Source organism: Stenotrophomonas sp. GD04054 (assembly GCF_029836955.1).
GTDB classification, from domain to species: domain Bacteria; phylum Pseudomonadota; class Gammaproteobacteria; order Xanthomonadales; family Xanthomonadaceae; genus Stenotrophomonas; species Stenotrophomonas maltophilia_A.
Map to the genome: position 1 here is coordinate 14,708 of NZ_JAOECR010000011.1, position 22,532 is coordinate 37,239.

Annotated in this window: 19 protein-coding genes; 8 read left to right on the forward strand and 11 right to left on the reverse strand. The window is 63.6% G+C overall.

All coding sequences use genetic code 11. The features are described from left to right. Window positions 1-65: 65 nt before the first annotated feature. The gene (locus N7573_RS07595) at window positions 66-2,528 is read right to left on the reverse strand and encodes a prolyl oligopeptidase family serine peptidase (protein WP_279912472.1); all 2,463 of its coding nucleotides are present in this window, start codon (window positions 2,526-2,528) and stop codon (window positions 66-68) included. Window positions 2,529-2,822: 294 nt separating this feature from the next. On the opposite strand from N7573_RS07595, the gene N7573_RS07600 reads away from it, so the two are divergent. Then, window positions 2,823-3,470 (forward strand): hypothetical protein, encoded by a 648-nt coding sequence (locus N7573_RS07600; RefSeq protein WP_279912473.1) that lies wholly within the window; start codon window positions 2,823-2,825, stop codon window positions 3,468-3,470. Between the two features lie 8 nt (window positions 3,471-3,478). Next, on the forward strand, window positions 3,479-4,099 hold the full coding sequence (locus N7573_RS07605) for a hypothetical protein (protein ID WP_279912474.1): 621 nt from the start codon (window positions 3,479-3,481) through the stop codon (window positions 4,097-4,099). A gap of 53 nt (window positions 4,100-4,152) precedes the next feature. Here N7573_RS07605 and N7573_RS07610 read toward each other — a convergent pair whose 3' ends face one another. Beyond that, window positions 4,153-4,482 carry a hypothetical protein gene (locus N7573_RS07610; RefSeq protein WP_279912475.1) on the reverse strand — a complete coding sequence of 110 codons (330 nt, stop codon included), beginning with the start codon at window positions 4,480-4,482 and terminating at the stop codon, window positions 4,153-4,155. 572 nt (window positions 4,483-5,054) lie between these two features. Here N7573_RS07610 and N7573_RS07615 point away from each other — a divergent pair. The 4 genes from N7573_RS07615 (at window position 5,055) to N7573_RS07630 (ending at window position 8,212) form a co-directional block, all read left to right on the forward strand. Then, window positions 5,055-5,561, forward strand: a complete 507-nt coding sequence (locus N7573_RS07615; RefSeq protein ID WP_223224724.1) for a hypothetical protein — start codon at window positions 5,055-5,057, stop codon at window positions 5,559-5,561. A 12-nt stretch (window positions 5,562-5,573) separates the two neighbouring features. Continuing rightward, a complete protein-coding gene (locus N7573_RS07620) occupies window positions 5,574-6,995 on the forward strand; it encodes an XVIPCD domain-containing protein (protein ID WP_279912476.1) in 1,422 nt (473 codons plus the stop codon). A 70-nt stretch (window positions 6,996-7,065) separates the two neighbouring features. Then, entirely contained in the window at window positions 7,066-7,842 is a 777-nt protein-coding gene (locus tag N7573_RS07625) for a HipA family kinase (RefSeq protein WP_279912477.1), read from the forward strand. After that, window positions 7,820-8,212, forward strand: coding sequence for a DUF3037 domain-containing protein (locus tag N7573_RS07630; protein ID WP_049400180.1), 393 nt, complete (start codon window positions 7,820-7,822; stop codon window positions 8,210-8,212). Before N7573_RS07625 ends, N7573_RS07630 begins: the two co-directional genes overlap by 23 nt. Before the next feature lie 12 nt (window positions 8,213-8,224). On the opposite strand, the gene N7573_RS07635 is transcribed toward N7573_RS07630, so the two are convergent. The 3 genes from N7573_RS07635 to N7573_RS07645 form a co-directional block, all read right to left on the reverse strand. Beyond that, window positions 8,225-8,449, reverse strand: coding sequence for a hypothetical protein (locus N7573_RS07635; RefSeq protein ID WP_279912478.1), 225 nt, complete (start codon window positions 8,447-8,449; stop codon window positions 8,225-8,227). A gap of 62 nt (window positions 8,450-8,511) precedes the next feature. Beyond that, entirely contained in the window at window positions 8,512-9,942 is a 1,431-nt protein-coding gene (locus N7573_RS07640; protein ID WP_279912479.1) for a serine hydrolase, read from the reverse strand. A 219-nt stretch (window positions 9,943-10,161) separates the two neighbouring features. Continuing rightward, complete coding sequence (locus tag N7573_RS07645) at window positions 10,162-11,067, reverse strand: LysR family transcriptional regulator (protein WP_049400186.1); 906 nt, start codon at window positions 11,065-11,067, stop codon at window positions 10,162-10,164. 119 nt (window positions 11,068-11,186) lie between these two features. Here N7573_RS07645 and N7573_RS07650 point away from each other — a divergent pair, with 119 nt between their 5' ends. Then, window positions 11,187-12,176: a zinc-dependent alcohol dehydrogenase family protein gene (locus N7573_RS07650; protein WP_279912480.1), complete on the forward strand. Its 990-nt coding sequence runs from the start codon at window positions 11,187-11,189 to the stop codon at window positions 12,174-12,176. A 43-nt stretch (window positions 12,177-12,219) separates the two neighbouring features. Here N7573_RS07650 and N7573_RS07655 read toward each other — a convergent pair whose 3' ends face one another. Further along, on the reverse strand, window positions 12,220-14,748 hold the full coding sequence (locus N7573_RS07655) for a membrane-bound PQQ-dependent dehydrogenase, glucose/quinate/shikimate family (RefSeq protein WP_279912481.1): 2,529 nt from the start codon (window positions 14,746-14,748) through the stop codon (window positions 12,220-12,222). 231 nt (window positions 14,749-14,979) lie between these two features. Here N7573_RS07655 and N7573_RS07660 point away from each other — a divergent pair, with 231 nt between their 5' ends. Continuing rightward, window positions 14,980-16,074 (forward strand): hypothetical protein, encoded by a 1,095-nt coding sequence (locus N7573_RS07660; RefSeq protein ID WP_279912482.1) that lies wholly within the window; start codon window positions 14,980-14,982, stop codon window positions 16,072-16,074. Window positions 16,075-16,128: 54 nt separating this feature from the next. Here the strand turns inward: N7573_RS07660 and gyrA are convergent, their stop codons facing one another. From gyrA to N7573_RS07685, 5 genes are all read right to left on the reverse strand, one after another. Next, window positions 16,129-18,843, reverse strand: coding sequence for a DNA gyrase subunit A (gene gyrA, locus N7573_RS07665; RefSeq protein WP_125892079.1), 2,715 nt, complete (start codon window positions 18,841-18,843; stop codon window positions 16,129-16,131). A 218-nt stretch (window positions 18,844-19,061) separates the two neighbouring features. Continuing rightward, window positions 19,062-20,126, reverse strand: coding sequence for an S-methyl-5-thioribose-1-phosphate isomerase (mtnA, locus tag N7573_RS07670; RefSeq protein WP_279912692.1), 1,065 nt, complete (start codon window positions 20,124-20,126; stop codon window positions 19,062-19,064). A 47-nt stretch (window positions 20,127-20,173) separates the two neighbouring features. Further along, a complete protein-coding gene (locus N7573_RS07675; RefSeq protein WP_032127686.1) occupies window positions 20,174-20,902 on the reverse strand; it encodes a DUF3011 domain-containing protein in 729 nt (242 codons plus the stop codon). Window positions 20,903-21,044: 142 nt separating this feature from the next. Then, window positions 21,045-22,001 carry an EF-P lysine aminoacylase EpmA gene (epmA, locus tag N7573_RS07680; protein WP_279912691.1) on the reverse strand — a complete coding sequence of 319 codons (957 nt, stop codon included), beginning with the start codon at window positions 21,999-22,001 and terminating at the stop codon, window positions 21,045-21,047. Then, complete coding sequence (locus N7573_RS07685) at window positions 21,998-22,483, reverse strand: GNAT family N-acetyltransferase (RefSeq protein ID WP_032127684.1); 486 nt, start codon at window positions 22,481-22,483, stop codon at window positions 21,998-22,000. Before N7573_RS07685 ends, epmA begins: the two co-directional genes overlap by 4 nt. Between the last annotated feature and the right edge of the window lie 49 nt (window positions 22,484-22,532).

Genomic DNA, 22,532 nt, shown 5'->3' on the forward strand with positions numbered 1-22,532 from the left:
CTCTACAGGATGCAGGAAGGCCGCCCGAAGGCGGCCTCGTGCAAAGCAGTCGAGCTCGCTCGACGCTACTTGGCGTTCTTCACGTAGGTGTCGAACCAGTTCAGCATCTCCGACACCAGCTGCTCGTTGGACTCCAGCGCGGTGTACCAGTGCGGTTCGTTCGGCAGCATCACCAAGCGGGTGGTACCGCCGTTGCCACGAATGGCCTGGTACAGCTTGCGCGACTGGAACGGTTCGGTGCCCGGGTTGGCATCGTCCTCACCGTGCACCAGCAGCAGCGGCAGCTTGATCTTGTCGGCATAGAAGAACGGCGAGGCCTTCAGGTACACGTCCTGCGCCTGCCATACCGAGCGACGCTCGTTCTGGAAGCCGAACGGGGTAAAGGTCTTGTTGTACGAACCGCTGGTCGCCACACCGGCCTTGAACAGGTTGGTGTGCGCGATCAGGTTGGCGGTCATCAGGCCGCCATGGCTGTGACCGGTCACGCCGATGCGGTTGCGGTCGACCACGCCCATGTCCACGGCCTTGTCCACCGCTGCCTTGGCGTCGGCTTCCAGCTGCTCCAGGTAGGTATCGTAGGCGTTCTTCGGGTCACCCACGATCGGGAACGAGGCGTTGTCGATGATCGCGTAGCCGGCCAGCAGCATCAGGCGGTACGGCTGCAGGCGGGTGAAGGTCTGCTGCGAACCGGACACCTGGCCGGCCTGCGCGGCATTGGCGAAGTCGGCCGGGTAGGCGTACAGGATCGCCGGCACGCGCTGGCCCTCCTTGTAGCCCGGCGGCGTGTACAGGGTGAACGACAGGTCCACGCCATCGGCACGCTTGTAGGTCACCAGCTGCTTCTTGATCTGGCGCACTTCCGGGGTCGGGTCGACCAGTTTGGTCAGCGCGGTCGCGGTGGACGCGAACTGCGCCTCGCCGGTCTTCGCATCGGCCACTGCCTCCCCCTGCTGGCGGATGAAGGCGTTCGGCGGATCGATCACCGACTGGTGCCAGGTCAGGTAGCGCCCCGGCGTGTTGCTGAAGCCGAGGAACTGTTCGTAGGCGTCGGCACTGCTACGGAACAGGCGCTCGCTCTTCAGCGTGCCCAGGTCCAGGCGGTCGAGGAACGGACGATCGCCCTGCGGCGAGGCGCCACGGCCGCTGAGGAACACGTGGTTGCCCTCACGGCGCACGACCTGCGCGCCATTCGGCAGGCGGGTAAACACCAGGTTGCCGGGGTTGCCGTACAGCTCATCGCTGGACATGTCCCACAGCAGGCGACCGTCCTTCTTCGGCTGGTCCACATCCACGATGCGGGTCTGCATCCAGTGACGGTTCTCGTCGTTCTCGTACTGGAAGGCTACGGCCGGATCGGCGGTCCACGCAAACCCTTCAAAACGCTGCGCGGTACGGGTGATTTCGGTCGGCTTGCCGTTGAACGGCGCCTTCAGCATCAGCACGCGGTCACGGTGCGGCACGTTGACCTTCCAGTCGCCCTTGTCCAGCGCTTCGGCATAGACCAGGGTCGCCGGATCGGTGGCTCGCCAGTCGAAACCGCGCGGGCCTTCCGGTACGCCGTGCACCGGCACGCGATCCGCCAGCGGCAGGCTGGCGATCGGCATGCTGCGGCCATTGCTCACGTCCAGTACGGCCACGTTGTTGGCGAAGCGCTGGTAGGTCACCGCATGTGAGTACGGCGCCTTGATCGATTCGGTCAGCACGTGCACGCCGTCGGGCGCGGCGCTGACCTCGTTGAACAGCGCAGGCTGCCCCACCGGGCGCACGCTGCCCGCGGCGGTATCGACCACGGCCAGCTGCGAAGCGCCGTAGTAGGCGAACAGCTTTTCATCATGCACGCTGGTCAGCGTGTCGCGGGCTTCGTAGGTGCTGCTCTCGCCACTGCTGCCCAGCGATTCCTGCGCATCCGGACCGGTCGGCACGCCACCGTTGGACGGCGCCGGACCGTGATTGGCCGGCACCAGTTTCACCAGCAGGTTCTGGCTGCCGCCCAGCCACTGCACGGTGTAGCCGAAGATCGGATTCAGCTGCACGTTCGGCACCTGCTTCACCTGGCCGGTGGCTGCATCGCCCACCCACAGCTGCACGCTGGTATCGACCGCATTCTGGAAGGCGAAGTGGCTGCCATCGGCCGACCACAGCGCGCCGGTGGCGCAGCCCTGCGGCAGGTTGACCTTGGTCTCCTTGCTGCTGCCGATATCGACCAGGGTGAAGTCGGCCACGCAGGCCGGAATACCGTAGCCGCCGGGGGTGTCATGCCGACTGCGGTTCTTCGGCTCCAGCCGAACGCCGGCCAGCTTCAGGTACGGCTGGGCGACGCGGCTGATCGACGGATAGGTCTGCGCGGTGGTCAGCAGCAGGCGCTGGCCGCCCGGGGCCACGTTCGGTGCTGGCGGCGGCGGTGCCTTCAGCACCTTGAGCAGGTGCTCCGGCGGCTTCGCGTAATCGGCAAGCGCCGGGCCAGCGGCCAGCAGGCCGACGGTGGCAACGGCAACTGCCGCTGCCAGAGAGGTTTGACGGATCAGCATCCTTATCCCCTGGGGTGTGAATGGGTACCCGGAATCGGGCATGGCCCCGAATCTAGCACCGCAGGAGTTGTCGTGAATGGGCCGGAAGGGCTAGTGGCCGGATGGGGCAAAGTGCATCGGAGAACAGGCCGCGGGGCACTCAAGAAAGAACTGAAGCTGGCTCCAGGCAACGATCTACTGCCACTTTCCGGGAGAGATGGCTCCTTTAGCCACGATTCCCGGCCCCCGATTTTCCTGTCCGGCTGCCCTTGCGGCGCCTAGCATCAACAACACCCCTACCCCGTCAGCAGCACAATGATCCTCCGAAAAATCTACCTTTATCTCGATCCCGACGAGTTCCCCAAGGAAGTCGCCATACCTTTCGGCTTCAGGTCGCGATACGCGTGCAATTTTCTGGAAAGGAAACTTAAACCCCTTCGATTTCATTCAGCTGGATTCAACAGGATTATTATTCAAGGATCAGCACTTCAAACCAATGAAAAGATCGTCAAGGGCTCGAATGCAATCAGCTCACCAGTACCATTCCAGATCGATCACTACGAAAAATTAAACAACAACGATCGCCACGAATTCTACCTTTCAATGATCGAGCGTGGACTCAATACAGTCTCCCTTCACCACCCCATTCCGACACCGGAACTAACGGAAGCAATCGACCTTTTCAGAAATTCCGGATATAAAAACGAATGGACGCACCAAACTAAATATTATAGAGAAGACGGACTCCGGGCATCGCTTCTATGCAGGCTCACGCCGGATTCATTCTCGCTCACCCTCAACGTGACCCAGGGCCGCGAGATCATACTTGAAAACACAATACTTGAAACAAAACCCGATGAACTCATATTCGCAGATCAATTCAAGAGCCTTGAGCGGCACAAAGATACCGTCATAGTGAGAGACAAATTCGGAAATATCTTTTATCAGACACCAAATATATAAGCGCACGAATGCATAGAGGAAATTCCAAGGCCACCGTCAAATGGAAGAACGGCCACTACGTTGTCCTTAAACTAAAAGCAGACCTTTTCACCATTGCCCAGATGCGCAACCGACCGGTGATGCGCTTCTTCGACATCTGCTCAAGCGAAGACACCTGGGACTCCCCTGATCTGAGCCAATGTCGCCCGTTGTTCCAAGCGTTCGTCGGCATGGTGGTCCAGCAACGACTGGCGACGAGGAAGATAGTCATTGGTACGCACTGCCCAACTGAACTTCCCCACTACTGGATTGCCCCATATACCTCCTTCGACAGGCAGTACTTCGCGGGAGGCCCTAACAGCGTCTTCTTTGGCGGACGTCTGATCGACCTTGGACCCGGGAACGACCTTGATGTCACACTGGCCCCCGTGATCAAGCACAGCCTCTCCGTCGAAGAAGACCGGGAAGCAATCGAACGGTTCGAGCTGACCAACATGTGGGGAAGTCACGACCTGCAGGACAGGCTTATTCGACATTTCACCACATCGGTAGATCGGGACGACCTCAAATTCGAGGTGTTTCCCGATCTTTGGCCGGATCGGCAGGCATTGAGCCCCCTGACGCGCAGATTGCCCGAGTGGCTGCGCTAGCCGTCGGTGGCTCCAACGGGCAATCCGCTCCCAATGCCAGGCTTGGCTTGGTACTACTGCTGGACGTGCAGGTCCCAGGCAGTCAGGTAATCGGGGTCGACCACGATCATGCCACTGTTCCGCATGCGGTATTCGCCTGGCTCGGCCCGCTGGTACTGGTCGAGCATGGGCGGCAGGTAGCGCTCATGGCCATCGTCTTCGTCGGCCAGCACCACGCCTTCGTCGGCACTGATGCGCAGCACCGTTCCCGCGTACTGCTCCAGTCCCTGCACCTGGCCGTCGCCGCCGTAGCGGGTCACCCCGACCAGCACCAGTTTTCCGATCATTTCCTCGACCTTGGCATCGTCCAGGGCCGGCAGCATTCGTTCGTATTGGTCGCTCATCGGTGCACCTCCAAAGCCTGCAGGATTTTCATGGACAAGCCAGCCTCCGCGCTGCGAAGGCCATCGGGCAACGCAGAGGACAATCTGGCGGGCGTATGCCTGTATTGCAGGGCCGGCAAGAGCATGCCGGGACCGCATCGGGTGAACAGTGGCAGATGCTGTGGGTGGCGGCCATCCGTGCCGGCAAAGTGGCCGTATCAGACCAGGGTCAACACCACGCGTTGCATTGCATGCAGGGTAAAGCGTGACAGCTGCGCAGTTGTTGCATGACGGCCTCCTGTTGAAGGTCACACGCGAAGTTGATGCTCCATGGACCCGATGCTGACATCGCGCGCGGCATGGTCAAGTGAAGAATGCGCACCCGTTCACCTTTTGTAACGCATTCGGGTGCCTCGATTACGCTTAACCTCTGCTTCATCCGGCTGGCCCTAGGGTCAGCCTTCAATCTGCAAGGAACGCACATGCCCCGGTACGCATTCATACGACCGTGGACGCTCGCACTTTCAGCGGCCACGCTCTGCGCCTGCGCACATGCCGCCGACCGCACGCCGACTTCTCAAGGAACCGACACCATGGCCCCCGCCGTATCCGAGACCACCTCACCCTCCCCGCTCAATGCCGAGCAGTTGCTGCTGCGCCTGTTGGACCTGATCAAGGTCACGACCTCCACCCGTGAGCTCACTGCCGAGCGCCTATCCGCGGCAATGCAGGCGCCGGCGCAGGTCTTCGGCCCCGGCCACTTCGGCTATGGCGGCACGCTGACACCGGAATGGGGCTATGGACTGGAAGTGCAGCGGGCCGGCACTGCCGACGCGCGGCTGGACCTGAACTTCATGGACACCAGCAGCGATCGCAAGGCCTCGGCTGCGGCGATCTGCCAGGTCGACTTCAACCACTTCGCTTCCGCACTGGATGCCGCCGGCTTCAAGCGCGAGACGGTGCGCGGCGAACACGGCCGGGTGATCTACGACCGCTTCGATCGACCGCAGCTGAGCATCAAGGTCGACACCATGCCCGAGAACCCTCACGCCCTCGGCGACGCCACGCATGCCTGCGTGCGTCTTGTCACCGTGCAGTAAGGGGAGCCATCAATGACGATCCTTTCCGCAGAAACGGAACGCCTGCTGGGCGAGTTCGCCGGCAAGACCGACGTCACCAGCGACCAGGTCGACAACCTGCGCAACGTCATCGCGGGCTCGCCCGTGCTGGCAAAGCAGGTGGACGCCGCCATCGCGGCAGGCTATCTGGAACGCTTCGAACTGTTGCCCGCCACAAGCAATGCGGGTGGTACCTACGAGACCGGCACGAAATCCATCAACCTGCCCGCCAGCAGCTTGTCGACCCCGGCGGCGCCGGACCGGTTCGACGCGGCCGAGGCCACCTTTGTGCTCGGTCACGAGATCCAGCACGGCTTCAACGATGCTGATGTCGAGCGCGCCTACGTGCAGTTCGAAGCCGACGTGGAGCAGGTCGCGGGCCGTACAACGAGCCATGATTACACCGAGGCCATCGGCACCCTGCTCGCGGCCAACCGCCGCGATGAGGCTTCTTCGAACATCGCAGGCTGGAATGCGCTGGTCAGCCAGGTACGTGCCAGCAACCCGGACGCCACCCTGCGCGACCTGTATGAAGCCAGTACCCGCTCGACAGATGTCATCCAGTCGCGACCCGGCCCGCCGATCACCTATGCCCCGCACCCGGAGCTGACCCTCAATGCGGACCTGACCATCTCCCCCACCGCAGCCAACATCGAGGGAATGGCCAGGCACTATTACGATCAGGGCGTCAGCACCGGCCTCGGCCATCATGGGAATTCGGACTACCAGAATTTCTACGGCGCCCTGGCGATCGGACTGGCCAGCGAATACGAGGCCGCGAATCCAGCGCCCGATGGCGTCAGCCGGATGGAAGTGAACATGAAGAAGCTGGGCCTGGATGAGCGCCTACTGGAGCAGAACGGGCTCAACCTCGGCGAGGGCTCGCCCCCGCGCCAGCCCTACTTCGATACCAGTACCTCGCCGTCGACGCTGCATTACTTCGACCACACTGAGGGCACGCATACGCATGTGCCGATCACCACACAGCATGCGGTGGAGGGCGATGGCTTACCGACGCTGCTTGCGGAAGGCCGTGACCGTTCGCTGCACGAGCAGATCCGCGGCAAGGTAGCTGAGCTGGATGCTGCCAACGGACGCAGTTTCGATGCGTCCAGCGAGCGCCTGAGTGCCAGCCTGCTGGTGCTGGCCCGCGAAAACGGCCTGGACCGGGTCGACCATGTGGTGCTCAGCCGCCAGACCGAGGGTGCGGGCGCGGCGCAGAACATCTTTGTGGTGATGGGGCCGCTGGAAGATCCGGCCTCGCTGCGCGCCTCATCACCCACTGCCGAGGCCGCCCAGCGTCCGGTGCAGGACAGCCTGGATACGCTTGCCGTGGTCAACCAGCGGCAGGCCGCTCAGGCCACGCAGGAACAGGTCCGCGTGCAGGAGCAGCAGCGCGGCGCGCTGACGCACTGACGGGGAACGACATGGAGCCGCCGGGACGCGCCCGGCGCTCCCTTGGCGGCACCCACGCTAGAATGCGCGCATGCGCACCGTACATGCCCTCCGCTACATCACCCCCTTGCGGGAAGGTGGCTCCCTGCCGGCCGTAGTCGAGACTGACGACGACGGCATGGCCGTGCTGAAGTTCCGAGGCGCCGGCCAGGGCCCGAAGGCACTGATCGCCGAGCTGATCGCTGGTGAAATGGCGCGCACGCTGGGCCTGCCGATTCCGGAAATCCTGTTCGTGGAGCTGGACCGCGAGTTCGCCCGCACCGAGCCGGACCCGGAGATCCAGGAACTGATCCGCGCCAGCGAGGGTTTGAACCTGGGCCTGGACTACCTGCCCGGTGCGATCAACTACGACCCGGCGGCGATGCCGGTGGATGCCGACCTGGCCTCGCGCATCGTCTGGTTCGATGCGTTCACCAGCAATGTCGATCGCACCACGCGCAATCCCAACCTGATGGTGTGGCATCGAAAGCTGTACCTGATCGACCACGGTGCGGCCATGTACTTCCATCACGACTGGGCCAACGCCGGCGATGCCTGCGAAAAGCCGTTCGTGCTGATCCGCGACCACGTACTGCTGTCGTTCGCCAACCGCATCGCCGAGGTGGATGCCGAACTGGCCGCGCGCCTGACCGATGCCGAGATCGAGCGCATCGTCGGCCTGGTGCCGGACAGCTGGCTGGTGGACGAACCGGCGTTCGACAGCCCGCAGGCCTACCGGCAGGGTTATATCAACTACCTCAAGCACCGCCTGAAGGTGCGTACGGTGTTCGTGCAGGAGGCCATCCGTGCCCACGCTGCACACGTATGACTACGCCGTCATCCGCGTGGTACCGCGGGTGGAGCGCGAGGAATTCATCAACGTCGGGGTGATCGTCTCCTGTCCCGGTGCGCGTCATCTGGAAGCGGCCATCGAGATCGATCCGGCACGCCTGCACGCCTTCGCGCCAGCGCTGGACCAGGAGGCGCTGCAGCCATGGCTGGATGCGATCGTGGCGATCTGCCGCGGCGATGCCAGCGCCGGGCCGATCGCGCAGCTGCCGGCGCGCGCGCGCTTCCATTTCCTCACCGCCAAGCGTAGCTCGGTCGTGCAGATGTCGAGCACGCATGTGGGCCGCACGGCGGACCCGGCGGGTGTGGTGGAACACTTGATGACGAAGATGGTGCGGGTGCCGCGCTGACGCGCCCGTCTCTCACTTCCGGGCGCGCGCCCTGTGCCAGGCAATGAGCGCACAGGCTGCTGCAGCGGCAATCAACACCCACCCGGCTGCCGCTTGTCCATGCAGGTAGCCTAGTGCATACGCAGCACTGGCACCTTCGCTGGCCATGGCCGGAACACCCTTGAGTATCACGTGCACCCCACGCAGCAGCAGCACCATGCTGGCGACCAGACACACCACGGGAAGGAGTCGGCTCATGGCCCGATTCTGGTCCGCCACCTGCCCCAGCGTCAACATCGCTGTGGCATAGTCGCTCGGGACTACAACGGCACTCTTCGCGCGATGTAGTTGACCACATTGCCGATCGCATCCGGATCGACATTGGCCAGCCCAACGATCACATAGCCCTGCGCGGGTAGCACCACGATGGCACTGTTCGATCCGGGCGCACCGCCTTCGTGGCCGTACTGATGCTCCCTGCCCTCGCCCTGCACCACGAAGCCGAACCCGTACCAGCCCTTGTGGTTCTGCGCCGTGGTGGCCTGCTGCAGCAATGCAGGTGAGACCAGCTTTCCGCTGCGCAGCGCCTCGGCGAACTTCACCATGTCGCTCACCGTGCTGTAGCCACCACCGGCTGACATGCCGCGCCAGGGCAGCGACTTCGTTTCACGGACCCATTGCCCATCCTGCTTCGTATAGGCGACGGCACGCTGTGGCACCGTCACTGTTTCCGGTTCGAAGCCGGTGCCGGTCATGCCTGCCGGGCGCAGGATGTGTTGCTCCACATAGGCGTAGTACGACTGCCCGGAGACGGCCTCGATGATCCGCCCAAGCACGATGAAGCCATAGTTCGAGTAGCTGTCCTGGCTGCCGGGCGTGAACTGCGGTGCATCCTTGGCAAAGCGCTGCACATAGTCATCCAGCGTCTTCAGCGACGCGGAATACTGCTCGAAATCGTCGCCGAAGAAATCACCCAGGCCACTGGTATGGGTCAGCAGCTGGCGAACCGTCACGCTGTTGGCAACGGCCTTGTTCGGATAGTCCGGCAGGTGCTTGCCGATCGTGTCATCGAGACTGAGTTTGCCCTCCTGCACCCGCTGCAGTATGGCCACTGCGGTGAACATCTTGTTGGAGGACGCAAGGCGGAACTGCGTATCCACGCCCACTGGAATGCCAGCGGTGCGATCGGCATTGCCACCGCGCCAGTCCAGCAGCACCTTGCCGTTCCGTGCTACCTGCAACGCACCCGACAGCGCGTCCTGGACCCGCAGCGCCTCCAGCCTTGCTGTGGCATCGGCCATCAGGGCAGGCAAAGCAACCCTCTCCGGCTTGAACTTGTCCGGCGTTTCAGTGCCTTCGATCTGGAACTGCTTCAGGTGCGCCGGATTGTCCGGGTCCATGCTGGCCGTCACCCACATCGCGCGCTCGTTCAGCTGGCCCATCACCAGCACCTTCGCGTGACCGGGCGCGCTCTGGAGTGTTTCCAGCACACGCAGCGGGCCGGTGCTCTCGCGGAACTCGAGATAGTCCTTGGGGCTGCTGCCTTCCTTCTTCGCGTAGGTATCGGCGAACGCCTGCAGTTGCTCGAGGCTGCCAGCGTTGAAGGCCACCAGCCAGTCATCGATGGCGTCCTGCGCACGTGGATGTGCACACTCGGAAGATGTAGCGCCAACTGCCGGAAACGCCGATGTGGCCACAAGGACCAAACCGGCCAGTGCATTGCAGAGAAACAGGCGTCCAACAATCCTCATCGCAGTTCCTTTGCGGGGATTCCTGGACGCATCCTAGACCAAGGATGCGGCCGCCGCATCGACACCAGGGACTCTGCTGCAACATCTCAACGGTGACGCTGAATGCGTCGATGCGCTGCCATCCACTCCGCGTGCGTGGTGGAATGCGCACAGCCCCGGATGCAACGTGAGTGCGAGATCCTTCGCAGTTGATGGAAACCCTTCTACCCGATGGCCCCGCTATCGCCTTGCCATCGTCTGTTCGCTGAATCTCGCCACGCAGAAGTCCAGGAAGCTGCGCAGCTTGGGCGTCAGCTGGCGATCGCGCGGATACACCAGGTTGATCCAGGTCGACACCGGTACGTAGTCCGGCAGCACTTCCACCAGCTCACCACGCGCCAATGCTCCGGCCAGCATTTCGTGCGGTTGCAGGATCAGCCCCAGCCCTCCGATGGCGGCGGTCAGCAGCGGCTCGGCCTGGTTGACCATGAAGCGGCTGGACACTGGCACGGTCAGTACGCCGCCATCGGTATCGCGAAAGCTCCAGCGGGTGCGGATGATCGAATGCGCGAAGCCCAGGCACTCGTGGCGGCTCAGGTCATTGGGATGGGCAATGGCCGGGCGCGAAGCCAGATAGTCCGGCGAGGCACACAGGACCAGCGGATACGGCCCCAACCGCCGCGCCACCAGCCCACTGTCGGCCAGATCGCCAGTGCGGAACACCAGGTCGTAGCCGTCTTCAACGATGTCCACCAGACTGTTGGACAGGTTCAGATCGACCTGCACGTCCGGGTACTGCTGCAAGTAGGCCACCACCGCGGGGCCCAGCGCATGCACGCCGAAGGTGACCGGCGCACTGATGCGCAGGCGCCCCATCGGCCGCCCGCGCGCCACTTCGGCCAGCTGCTCGGCCCCCTCCACTTCCTCCAGGATCACCCGCGCCCGCGCCAGGTAGGCCTGGCCGAAGTCGGTCAGGCTCTGCTTGCGCGTGGTGCGGTTGAGCAGGCGCACACCCAGATGCTGCTCCAGCGCCTGGATGTGCTTGCCGACCAGCTGCGGCGACAGGTCCAGTGCCTCGGCAGCGGCGGCGAAGGATCCGACCTCGGCCACCTTGGCGAAGGTCCGCAGGGGAACGATCAGGTCCATTGCAAACAATTGTTTTTCAATGAAACACCAGATTACCCCTTATTCTGGATACAGACTACGCGCACAGTAGCGCTCACCCTTTCGCCGGCGCCCTCGCCGGCCCTTCCTCGGAGCCCCCCATGAGCCAGGTTGTCCGCATCCACGAATATGGCACTGCCGATGTACTGCGCATCGACGATATCGACGTTCCCGCCCCCGCCCCTGACGAAGTCCAGATCCGGGTGAAGGCGATCGGCCTGAACCGCGCCGAGGTGATGTTCCGTAACGGCGCCTACCTGCAGGAAGCGCAGTTCCCCAGCCGCCTGGGCTACGAAGCGGCCGGCGTGGTTGAAGCCGTCGGCAGTGCAGTGAGCGGATTCACCGCGGGCGATGCGGTCAGCGTGGTGCCGCCGCTGGATATCGCGCGCTGGGGCACCTACGGCGAACTGGCCAACGTGCCGGCACGACTAGTAGTCAAGCATCCGCAGGCACTGGACTTTGAAACGGCCGCCGCGGTGTGGATGCAGTACGTCACCGCCTGGGGCGCGCTGTTGGAACAGGCACGCCTGGCCGCCGGGGATTTCGTCATCATCACCGCCGCCAGCAGCAGCGTCGGCCTGGCCGCCATCCAGATCGCCAATGCAGTCGGCGCCACGCCGATCGCTGTGACCCGTGGCCCGGGCAAGCGCCAGGCCCTGCTCGATGCAGGCGCCGCCCACGTCATCGCCACCCAGGAGCAGGATCTGGTGGCCGAAGTGGCGCGCGTCACCGGCGGCGCAGGTGCCCGCGTGGTGTTCGATCCGATCGGTGGCCCGCAGTTCGTGCCGCTGACCGAAGCGATGGCGCGTGGCGGCATCCTGCTGGAATACGGCGCGCTGAGCAGCGAACCCACGCCGTTCCCGTTGTTCAACGTGCTGGGCAAGTCGCTGACGTTGAAAGGCTACCTGTACTCGGAGATCGTTTCCGACGATGCCGCGCTGGCCCGCGCGAAGGCATTCATCGTTGATGGCCTGGACAAGGGCACGCTGGCACCGAAGATCGCCAGGGTGTTCCCGTTCGCGCAGATCCAGGACGCACACCGTTACCTGGAATCGAACGAGCAGATCGGCAAGGTGGTAGTGACGGTGTGATCCAGCGTCATGCAACGGGGGCGGCCCACCGCCCCCATTGCGGTTACCTGGGCAACGCAAACGCCATCACGTAATCGCCGTTCGGGGTTTCCATGAAATGATGGCCGCCGGCCATGATCACCACGTACTGGCGCCCGCCCTGCTCGTACACCATCGGGTTGGCCTGGCCGCCGGCAGGCAGCTTGGCGTGCCAAAGCTCCTTGCCGGTCTTCAGGTCGATGGCGCGCAGCAGGTCATCGGTGGCGGCGGCGATGAAGATCAGGCCGCTGGCGGTCACCACCGAACCGCCATTGTTCGGTGTGCCGATCTCGATCGGCAGGCCGGAGCGGATGCCGAACGGTCCATTGCCACGCGCACTGCCGAACGGACGGTCCCACAGCAGCTTGCCGGTGCGCAGGTCGATGGCACGGATGCCGCCATAGGGCGGCTGCTTGCACAGCAGACCGGTGAACGGCAGGCGCCAACCGGCATTGACCTGGATGGCGTAGGGCGTGCCCACCTGCGGGTCACCCGCGCCTTCTGCTCCGCCCTTGTCGAACCGGATCTTTTCGCGCGGCAGCCAGCCCAACCGGTCGGCCTCCGCGCGTGACACCAGCCGGTTGTAGTTCGGCATGTCGTTGTAGTTGGCCACGATCACGCCGCGGCGCGTATCGATGGACACACTGCCCCAGTCCGAGCCGCCGTTGTAGCCGGGGTACTCGATGGAATGGCGCTCGCTGCTCGGCGGCGTGTAGAACCCTTCGTAGTAGGCCTTGCGGAACTGGATGCGGCAGACCAGCTGGTCGATCGGGGTGATGCCCCACATGTCGCGCTCGGTCAGCTCATGCTCGCGGCGCAACGTGTGATACAGCGAGAACAGTTGCGTGGGCGAGCGCTGCTCGGGTTCAACACCACCGATGGGCACCTTGCGCTCTTCGGCCGCGGTCAGAAGCTGGCCGTTGCGGCGGTCGAGGATGTAGATGTCGCCCTGCTTGGTCGGCAACAGGATCGCCGGCACTTTGCCGGCAGCGGTCGGGTAATCGATCAGGCTGGCCTGCGAACCCAGGTCGTAATCCCACACGTCCTTGCGCACCGCCTGGAAATGCCAGGCCGGCTTGCCGGTGGCCACGTCGATCGCCACCAGTGACGTCGCATAGCGGTTCTGGGTTTCCGTGCGTGAGCCGCTCCAGTAGTCACCCGCGGAATTGCCCAACGGCAGGTAGACCAGGCCCAGCGCCTCATCACCGGTGGCGGTGGTCCACATGTTGGGCGTGCCGCGCGTATAGGTCTGCTCGCGCGGCGGCAGACCGCTGCGCTCGGGCTGGTCCATGTCCCACGCCCAGCGCAGCTTGCCGGTGATGGCATCGTAGGCCTGGATCACACCCGACGGCGCATCGCGGCGCTGACCATCCAGCACCTGGTGACCGGTGACGATCACCCCGCGCACGATCGCCGGTGGCGAGGTGATCGACACGTAGCCGGGCGGTACCTCCCCCATGCCCAGGGTGATGTCGACCTGGCCGTTGTTGCCGAAGTTGGCGCAGGGGCGGCCGCTGTCGGCGTCCACCGCGATGATGCGGCCGTCCAGCGTTCCTTCGATGATGCGTGCCCAGCACGCCGGACGGCTGCCCGGTGCAGCACTGCGGGTGACGCTGGGCGGCGGCTCCGGCAGCGCCAGATCGGCGGCGACATCGGCCAATGCCGCATCGGCAATGGTCGGCGTGCGGGGCTGCTCGTAGTAGCTCACCCCACGGCAGGCGGCGGTGTACGGAATCGAGGCGTCCTTCACTTTGGGATCGAACCGCCACAGTTCCTTGCCGCTGGCGGCATCGAGTGCGATCAGGCGGTTGCGCGCGGTGCACAGGTAAAGGCGATCGCCGATCTTCAGCGGCGTGGTTTCCGCGCCCCAGCGATTCTTGGGCATATCGCCGGTACGGAACTGCCAGGCTGGCTGCAACGTGGCCACATTGGCCGGGGTGATCTGCTGCAGCGGCGAATAGCGGGTGGCGGTGTTGCTGCGGCCCCACGCCGGCCAGTCGCCCTCGGCGGGCTGGTCAGCCGGCTGCAGGCCCGTGGTATCACGCGTAGGTTCCAGTCCGGCGCTGACCGCGCCTTCCGGGAACGGCTGATGTCCATCCACTTCACCATGCGGCGCAAAGGCCAGGCCGAAGGCGGCCACGAACACCAGCATCAGCACACCCGCCGCGCTGCGCGACAGGCGTTTGGAGACCGGCTCGTGCAGGGTGGGCGCCAGCAAGGCCAGCACGATGCCGAGTGCGGTCACCAGGCCCAGCCGGGGCACCCAGCGCCAGTAGTCGCTGCCTGACTCCCACCAGGTCCACAGCAGCGTGCCGATGAACACCAGCGCGTACAGCAATGCACCGCTGCGGCGGTTGCCGAACAACAGGATGCCGCTGGCCAGCAGGCCGAGCCCGGCGATGGCGTAGTACGCCGAGCCGCCAAGGCTGAGCAGCCACGCACCGAGCCCGCCGATGACCAGGCCGAGCACGACCAGCAGCAGCGACAGCACGGTGACAAGGGGGTGCCGGGAGGCGCGAACAGGGGCAGGAGCGGACTGCGGCGTGGCGGACATCGTCGATCTCCGGGGGCAGCATGCGCCGTTATCCCACCGCCTGCGTGAAGCGCGCGTTCTTTGTCCAGCGTGAATATCTCAGCGAATTGATTCGACGAGGAGAAAGGACAGAACCAAGAGAGCGAGTACATGTTCGCGTCATGACGCATTTTAGGCCATTCTATTCAGGCCATGCAACGCATGAGAAACCCACCAAAATCAATCGCGCACTGAATTAAGGGATCTGAAAAGATGCAGTTTGCTGATTTCCTATCGACCATTGAAATGAAATCGTCACTATCTTCATTTCAGAACAAGCTAAGGGCTGCAAGGACGGACCCCCATGAACTGGAAGGATTCATAGACACCCTCGATATTCTGCTGACATCAATACAAGATCACGCAACCGACATTGACTCCCTATGCCGATTCAACATAGAGAACATTGGCGGTCAATTCAGAAAAGAACTATTGAGATTCACCCACACCTCAGACGAAAGGGAGGAAAAATCATCCGCACATAGAGCTTTCTGCTTCGCCTACAGACTAATTTGCGAGCTGGAATTTCACAAAGAGATAAATAACGACCCCGCGCTACACTCGATCCACAATTACGTCGACAATAATCATGCGCTCTTCCCAACTGAAATAGCTAGACATCTTCATTTCTCAATTTATCTAATGCCCGCAAGAATTGCGAGCAAAGCACTGCGGGATCCAGCAATATCAAGCTTCAAGGAATTCTCAAATTCTATTGAGAACTCTATACGCCTAAAGAAGCAGTGGGAAGATGAAAATCTTGAAAGAAGCCAAAGACTAGATGCTCTTTCTGACCAGATCAAGAAGCTGTCCTCGGACTACAATTTCGTCAACCTCGTTCACGGATTCAGCTCGATAAGAACGAAAAAGAACAAGGAACTTTCCACATCATTCGTTTCCGCCATCTTGCTTGCAATGTTACTTCTAGCGGCACCCGCCATCCAAATATCATTTATTCTTGCAAATCTTAATGAAATTGAGAGCCACAAGCTCACACTGGTCTACTCACTCCCCTCCCTGGTGGCCATTGAACTGTTCATATTGTACTTTTTCAGAATAGTCCTATTGCAGTTTAGATCAGTAAAAGCTCAACTCCTTCAGATAGATCTTCGCATTGCACTTTGCCAATTTATCGAAGGATATTCGGATTACGCCTCAAAGATTAGAAAGCAAGACGCCTCATCACTAAAAAGATTTGAGTCATTGATATTTAGTGGACTGGTACTAGACGGCTCAGACATTCCTTCCACGTTCGACGGCCTCGACCAACTAACCGGAATACTGAAGAGCCTTAAAGGGAACTCATAAAAAAACGCCGGCGCTATGCCGGCGTTCTTTCTTCAGCTGTGGAATGCAGGAGGATCACTCCTGCGCGGCGTCCTCGCTGCTGGCAGCAGCCGGTGCGCCGTCGGTCGCGGCCGGTGCGGCGACGGCCACCTCGTCCTCGTCTTCGTCGATCGAGGCATCCATGCGCTCCACCGCCTGCAGCTTCTCGTCCTTGGACAGGCGGATCAGGGTCACGCCCTGGGTGTTGCGGCCGACACGGCTGATTTCCGAGCCACGCGTACGCACCAGGGTGCCACCATCGGAGATCAGCAGCACTTCGTCGCTGGAGCCCATCAGCACTGCGGCGACCAGCTTGCCGTTGCGCTCGGTGGTCTGGATGCCGATCACGCCCTGCGTACCACGGCCCTTGCGCGGGTAGTCCGGCAGCGGGGTGCGCTTGCCGTAGCCGTTCTCGGTGGCGGTGAGGATGTACTGCACGCTGGCGTCATCGGCGCCGTCGATCACCGCATCGCCATTGGCTGCGGTTTCCTCGACACCGTTGTCGTCCTCGTTCTCGTCCTCGCTGCCACCGGCACTCTCGGCCACGATCAGGCTGACCACTTCCTCGCCGGCCGGCATCTTGATGCCACGCACGCCGGTTGCGGTACGGCCCATCGAGCGGACCTTGTCTTCACCGAAGCGCACGGTCTTGCCGTTGGAGGCGAACAGCAGGATGTCGCGCTCGCCGTCGGTCAGGCCAACGCCAACCAGGGCATCGCCCTCGTCCAGATTGATTGCGATCTTGCCGCGCGCCAGACGGAAGGCGAACTCGCTCAGCGGGGTCTTCTTGACCGTACCGTTCTTCGTGGCGAAGAACACGAACTGGCCGTCGGCGTACTCACGCACCGGCAGCACGGCCTGCACGCGTTCGCCCGGCTCCAGCGGGATCCAGTTGATGATCGGACGGCCGCGGGCATTGGAACCGGCTTCGGGCAGCTGGTAGACCGGCAGCCAGAACACCTTGCCCGAGCTGGTGAAGGTCAGCAGCGTATCGTGCGTGTTGACCAGCCACAGCTGTTCGATGAAATCCTCTTCCTTGGTCGCTGCCGCACTGCGGCCACGGCCGCCACGGCGCTGTGCGCGGTACACGCTCACCGGCTGCCGCTTCACGTAACCGGCATGCGACACGGTGACCACCACGTCTTCCGGCGCGATCAGGTCGAGGATGTCCAGGTCTTCTTCGCTGTGGCGGATTTCGGTACGACGCTCATCGCCGAACTCGGCCTTGACGTTGACCAGCTCCTCGCGGATCACCTGCAGCAGGCGGTCGGGATCTTCCAGGATGTGGATCAGCCCGGCGATCACTTCCAGCAGCTGCTTGTACTCGTCGGTCAGGCGGTCCTGCTCCAGCCCGGTCAGGCGGTGCAGGCGCATTTCCAGGATCTGGGTGGCCTGGATCTCGGTCAGCTGGTAGCCGCCCTCGATCAGGCCCACGCCCTTGGGCAGGTCTTCCGGACGCGAGGCTTCGGCACCGGCGGCACCCAGCATCGCACCGACCAGGCCCGGCTCCCACACGCGCGCCAGCATGCGCTCGCGTGCTTCATTCGGGTTCGGCGAGGTCTTGATCAGCTCGATCATCTCGTCGATGTTGGCCAGCGCAACGGTCAGGCCTTCCAGCACGTGGGCACGGGCGCGCGCCTTGCGCAGCTCGAACACGGTGCGACGGGTGACCACTTCGCGACGGTGGCGGACGAACGCCTCCAGCATCTGCTTGAGGTTCATCAACTGCGGGCGGCCATCGACCAGCGCCACCATGTTGATGCCGAACACCGATTCCATCTGCGTCTGCTGGTACAGGTTGTTCAGCACAACCTCGGCAGATTCACCCCGCTTGATCTCGATGTAGATGCGCATGCCGTCCTTGTCGGACTCATCGCGCAGCTCGCTGATGCCTTCGATCTTCTTTTCCTTGACCAGCTCGGCGATCTTCTCGATCAGACGCGCCTTGTTCACCTGGTAAGGAATTTCGGTGACGATGATCGATTCGCGGCCGTTGTCGGCCACTTCGATATCGGCCTTGGCACGGATGCGCACACGGCCGCGGCCGGTGCGATAGCCGGCGACGATGCCGGCAGTGCCATTGATGATGCCGGCAGTCGGGAAATCCGGGCCCGGGATGTACTCCATCAGGCCGTCGACATCGATTTCCGGATTATCAATCAGCGCGATGCAGGCGTTGATCGATTCGCTCAGGTTGTGCGGCGGGATGTTGGTCGCCATGCCCACCGCGATACCGGCCGAACCGTTGACCAGCAGGTTCGGGAACCGGGTCGGCATGACCGTCGGCTCCAGTTCCTTCTCGTCGTAGTTGGGCTGGAAATCGACGGTTTCCTTGTCGATGTCCGCCATCAGCTCATGCGCGAGGCGCGACATGCGCGCTTCGGTGTATCGCATCGCCGCGGCGGAGTCGCCATCGATCGAGCCGAAGTTACCCTGGCCATCGACCAGCATGTAACGCAGCGAGAACGGCTGTGCCAGGCGCACCAGCGTGTCGTACACCGACTGATCGCCATGCGGGTGGTACTTACCGATGACGTCACCGACGATACGCGCCGACTTGAAGTAAGGCTTGTTGCTGTGCGCGTTGAGTTCGTTCATCGCGAACAGCACGCGGCGATGCACCGGCTTGAGGCCATCGCGCGCATCCGGGAGCGCGCGGCCCACGATCACGCTCATGGCGTAATCGAGGTAGCTCTTGCGCATCTCGTCTTCCAGGTTGACCTGGATGATTTCCTTGGCGTTTTCTGCCATTCGGGTTCCGTTGTCTGGTAGCGGTCCAGTCCGGCGCAGCCCTCTGCGGGAGGGGGTCGTGCCGGAACCTCGATTCAACCTGTGGATACTACCACAACAGGCCGTTCCCTGCCTCCATTTACGGGGATTTTACCGGCACAAATCAGGAACTTAGGGGGGTGCCGGCCAGCGGCCGGCACTACCGGGGGCGGAGGTCATGCTGCCCCCTCCCCTGTGCCTCACCCGCCGAAGGCGGCGCGCATGTTCTCGATGGTCGGGTTCAGGATCACCCCGCGCTCGGTCACGATGGCATCGATCAGTTCACCCGGGGTGACGTCGAACACCGGGTTCCAGGCGGCGATGCCTTCGGCCACGGTGCGGGTACCGCCCACGCCGTACAGCTCGCCCGGGTCGCGCTGCTCGATCTCGATCTGGCTGCCATCCACGGTCTCCATGTCCACGGTCGAGGACGGCGCCACCACCATGAACTTGACCCCGTGGTGGCGGGCGGCGATGGCCAGCTGATAGGTGCCGATCTTGTTGGCGGTATCGCCGTTGGCACAGATGCGGTCGGCGCCGACGATCACCCACTGCACGGCGCCGGTCTTCATCAGGTGCGAGGCTGCCGAATCGGCGATCAGGGTGGCGTCGATGCCATCCTGCTGCAGTTCCCACACGGTCAGGCGTGCGCCCTGCAGCCACGGACGGGTCTCGCCGGCGAACACGCGGGCGATGCGGTGCTGGGCCATGCCGGCACGGATCACGCCCAGTGCGGTGCCGAAGCCGGCGGTGGCCAGCGAGCCGGTGTTGCAGTGGGTCAGCACACCGCTGCCGGCCTCGATCAGGCCCGCGCCCAGCGCGCCCATGTGGCGGTTGGCGGCCAGGTCCTCCTCGGCAATGGCCTGCGCTTCGGCTTCCAGCAGAGCCTTCCAGTCGGCGCCGGCGACGTTCAGGCAGCGACGCATGCGCGCCAGCGCCCAGGCCAGATTGACGGCGGTCGGGCGCGATGCGTTCAGGCGCTGCAGCGCCGGCTCCAACTGCTGAAGCGCATGCGCGCCATCAGCGGCCTGCACGTCCCGCGCCGCCAGCACCACACCCCAGGCTGCGGCAATGCCGATCGCCGGCGCGCCACGCACGGTCAGCGCGTGGATGGCGCTGGCAACTTCGTCACTGTCATGGCAGACCACGTGCTCGACCACGAACGGCAGCTTGCGCTGGTCCAGCAGTTGCAGGGCATCGCCGGTCCAGAGGATCGGGCGGATGTGGTCATAACGGGCGTAGTTGATGTCGGAGGCAGTGTTCATGGGCCCATTGTAGGGCCACGCCCCGCGTGGTTGGAGCCTGCCCGGGCTCAATTCACCGAGAATTCGGCGCGGCAGCCGCCGTCCACCCAGATCCCGTTGCGGTTCCAGCCCCAGGTGTTGCCTTCCTCGCACGGGGTGCTGGACAACTGCTCGGTAACGACCGCGCCGACCGAAATGCTCGCCCCACAGAAGCGGCGCTTCTTCGACTTCGACTCGCAGGTCAGGCGGCGTGGCACGTCGACAAAACGGCCGTCCTCGTCAGCCACTTCGAAATCGCCCTGGCAACCACGGCTGGTCCAGACTTCATTGCGCTTGTAGCCCCAGCCCTGCCCTTCGCGGCACGGCAGCACCGACAGCTGGCGCAGCAGGCGCACCGGCGCCCCGTCCAGGCGCACCGGGCAACTCTGCGGGCGGCCATTGGATTCGCAGCGCACCACCCGGCGGACCAGGCGCTTGCCTTCCGTTGCCGCAGGCGCTGCACCTTCCGCACGACGCGCACGGAACTCGGCGCGGCAGCCAAGGGTGACCCACACGCCACTGCGGTCGGTGCCCCATTCGCTGCCACGGATGCAACTGTTGCTGGACAACTGGCGCACAAGGTCGATGCCATTGCTGACGTCGATATCGCAATGCACCCAGCCCATGTCGCGCGATTCGCAGGTCACCACTTCGCCGTCATAGCCCGCCTGCTGGGCCGACGCCGATGACGGCAGCCAGGCACCCCAGAGCGCGATGGAGTACACCGGTGCAGCGACAACCGCAAACCACTTGACCAAAGCCTTCCCCAGCAGGAATGGATGAACTGCGTGCCAGTGTCCGGCATCTGCCGTGATAAGAGCATCATCCTGCTTACCGAAGCAAGCGCGGAAACGCGGAATTCCGTTCAGCCTTCGATGTTCAGGAACGTGCGCACCGCGCTCACGCGTGGGCGAAGTCGTAAGCCAGCACATCGGCGATACGCGGCGTGCGGTTCATCGCCATCAACAACCGATCGACACCCACCGCCACGCCAGCGCAGGCAGGCATCGATGGCAACGCCGACAGCAGCCCCTCATCCACGGACGGTTGCACCTGGCCCCGCTCATGGCGTCGCTGCAGGTCACGCTGGAATCGCGCACGCTGTTCGTGCGCGTCGTTCAGTTCGTGATAGCCGTTGGCCAGTTCCACGGCCCCCAGATAAAGCTCGAAACGCTCGGCCAGCGGCGGCGTGCCGGCTCGAATGCGCGCCAGTGCGGCCTGGCTGGCAGGCCAATCATGGACCACGGTCATCACTGCGTCATCGAAATGCGGCTGGATATGATGGGTCATCAGCAGATCCAGCCAGTCATCGCGGGTCAGCCCGACCGGGTCGATATGTACCTCGCCCAGCGCGGCACGCAACGCGGCCTCATCGGCATCGAACGGATCCACACCCACGTACTGCTGGAACAGCTCGCGGTAACTGAGCACACGCAGCGTCGCACTGCGCCCGACCAGGGCCAGCGCCTGGCCCACCAGCTCGGCGGTTTCCTGCACCAGACGATGGTGGTCCCAACCGACCCGGTACCACTCCAGCATGGTGAATTCCGGATTGTGGCGGCCGCCCGCCTCGCCGTTGCGGAACACCCGGCCCAGTTCGTAACAGTCACCCACGCCCGCCGCCAGCAGGCGCTTGAGCGGATACTCCGGCGAGGTGCGCAGCCAGCGGCGGCGGCCACCGGCATCGACATGGCCGGTGAAATCGGTATGGAAGCTGTCGATGTTCGGCTCGGTGTTGCCGGCCACCGACAGGATCGGCGTCTCCACCTCCAGCACATCGCGATCGGCGAAGAAGCGGCGCACCAGCGCATTGAGCGCGGCACGCTGCTGCAGCGCGCGCAGCAGGGCCTCGCTCACAGGATGCCCTCCGGGCGCGGATGATCCAGCGGCAGGGTCAGCAGATCGCGGGTGTCATCGATGTAGCCACTGGCCAGGTACAGGCGCCGGGCCAGTTCGTTGTGGTGGTTCACTTCCAGCCGCAGGCGGCTGACGCCACGCCCGCGAGCGCGCTGTTCGCAGATGGCCAGCGCCTGCTTGCCGCGGCCGCGGCCGCGCGCGCGGTGGCTCAGGTACAGCTCGTCCAGCAACATGAAGTGGCCGCCCTGCTCCAGGCTGAAACCCATCGCGATCACTGCATAGCCCACCACCTCGGCGGCCTCGTCCAGCCACAGCAGCACCTCGCCATTGCGCGGATCGGCCAGCAGCGCGTCCACGCCGCGACGCACGCGCGCGTCGTCGAAGTCGATCTTGTCTTCGGCATAGAACTCGCGCATCAACGCGATCAACAGTTCTTCGTCGGCACGGGTGGCCAGGCGGAAATCCAGCGGAGCGGTCTGCATCGGTGTTCCTTTGTGTTTCATGCCGGGCGCCAGGCACCCGGCGGGGTCA

What these genes read in the sequence shown, in the direction of transcription:
- N7573_RS07635 (WP_279912478.1), bottom strand. Translation starts at nt 8,449, where the DNA reads ATGAGCCGACTCCTTCCCGTGGTGTGTCTGGTCGCCAGCATGGTGCTG.
- N7573_RS07685 (WP_032127684.1), bottom strand. Translation starts at nt 22,483, where the DNA reads ATGCAGACCGCTCCGCTGGATTTCCGCCTGGCCACCCGTGCCGACGAA.
- N7573_RS07655 (WP_279912481.1), bottom strand. Translation starts at nt 14,748, where the DNA reads ATGTCCGCCACGCCGCAGTCCGCTCCTGCCCCTGTTCGCGCCTCCCGG.
- N7573_RS07640 (WP_279912479.1), bottom strand. Translation starts at nt 9,942, where the DNA reads ATGAGGATTGTTGGACGCCTGTTTCTCTGCAATGCACTGGCCGGTTTG.
- N7573_RS07605 (WP_279912474.1), top strand. Translation starts at nt 3,479, where the DNA reads ATGCATAGAGGAAATTCCAAGGCCACCGTCAAATGGAAGAACGGCCAC.
- N7573_RS07660 (WP_279912482.1), top strand. Translation starts at nt 14,980, where the DNA reads ATGCAGTTTGCTGATTTCCTATCGACCATTGAAATGAAATCGTCACTA.
- N7573_RS07615 (WP_223224724.1), top strand. Translation starts at nt 5,055, where the DNA reads ATGGCCCCCGCCGTATCCGAGACCACCTCACCCTCCCCGCTCAATGCC.
- N7573_RS07645 (WP_049400186.1), bottom strand. Translation starts at nt 11,067, where the DNA reads ATGGACCTGATCGTTCCCCTGCGGACCTTCGCCAAGGTGGCCGAGGTC.
- N7573_RS07595 (WP_279912472.1), bottom strand. Translation starts at nt 2,528, where the DNA reads ATGCTGATCCGTCAAACCTCTCTGGCAGCGGCAGTTGCCGTTGCCACC.
- N7573_RS07620 (WP_279912476.1), top strand. Translation starts at nt 5,574, where the DNA reads ATGACGATCCTTTCCGCAGAAACGGAACGCCTGCTGGGCGAGTTCGCC.
- N7573_RS07650 (WP_279912480.1), top strand. Translation starts at nt 11,187, where the DNA reads ATGAGCCAGGTTGTCCGCATCCACGAATATGGCACTGCCGATGTACTG.
- gyrA (WP_125892079.1), bottom strand. Translation starts at nt 18,843, where the DNA reads ATGGCAGAAAACGCCAAGGAAATCATCCAGGTCAACCTGGAAGACGAG.
- N7573_RS07625 (WP_279912477.1), top strand. Translation starts at nt 7,066, where the DNA reads ATGCGCACCGTACATGCCCTCCGCTACATCACCCCCTTGCGGGAAGGT.
- N7573_RS07600 (WP_279912473.1), top strand. Translation starts at nt 2,823, where the DNA reads ATGATCCTCCGAAAAATCTACCTTTATCTCGATCCCGACGAGTTCCCC.
- N7573_RS07610 (WP_279912475.1), bottom strand. Translation starts at nt 4,482, where the DNA reads ATGAGCGACCAATACGAACGAATGCTGCCGGCCCTGGACGATGCCAAG.
- mtnA (WP_279912692.1), bottom strand. Translation starts at nt 20,126, where the DNA reads ATGAACACTGCCTCCGACATCAACTACGCCCGTTATGACCACATCCGC.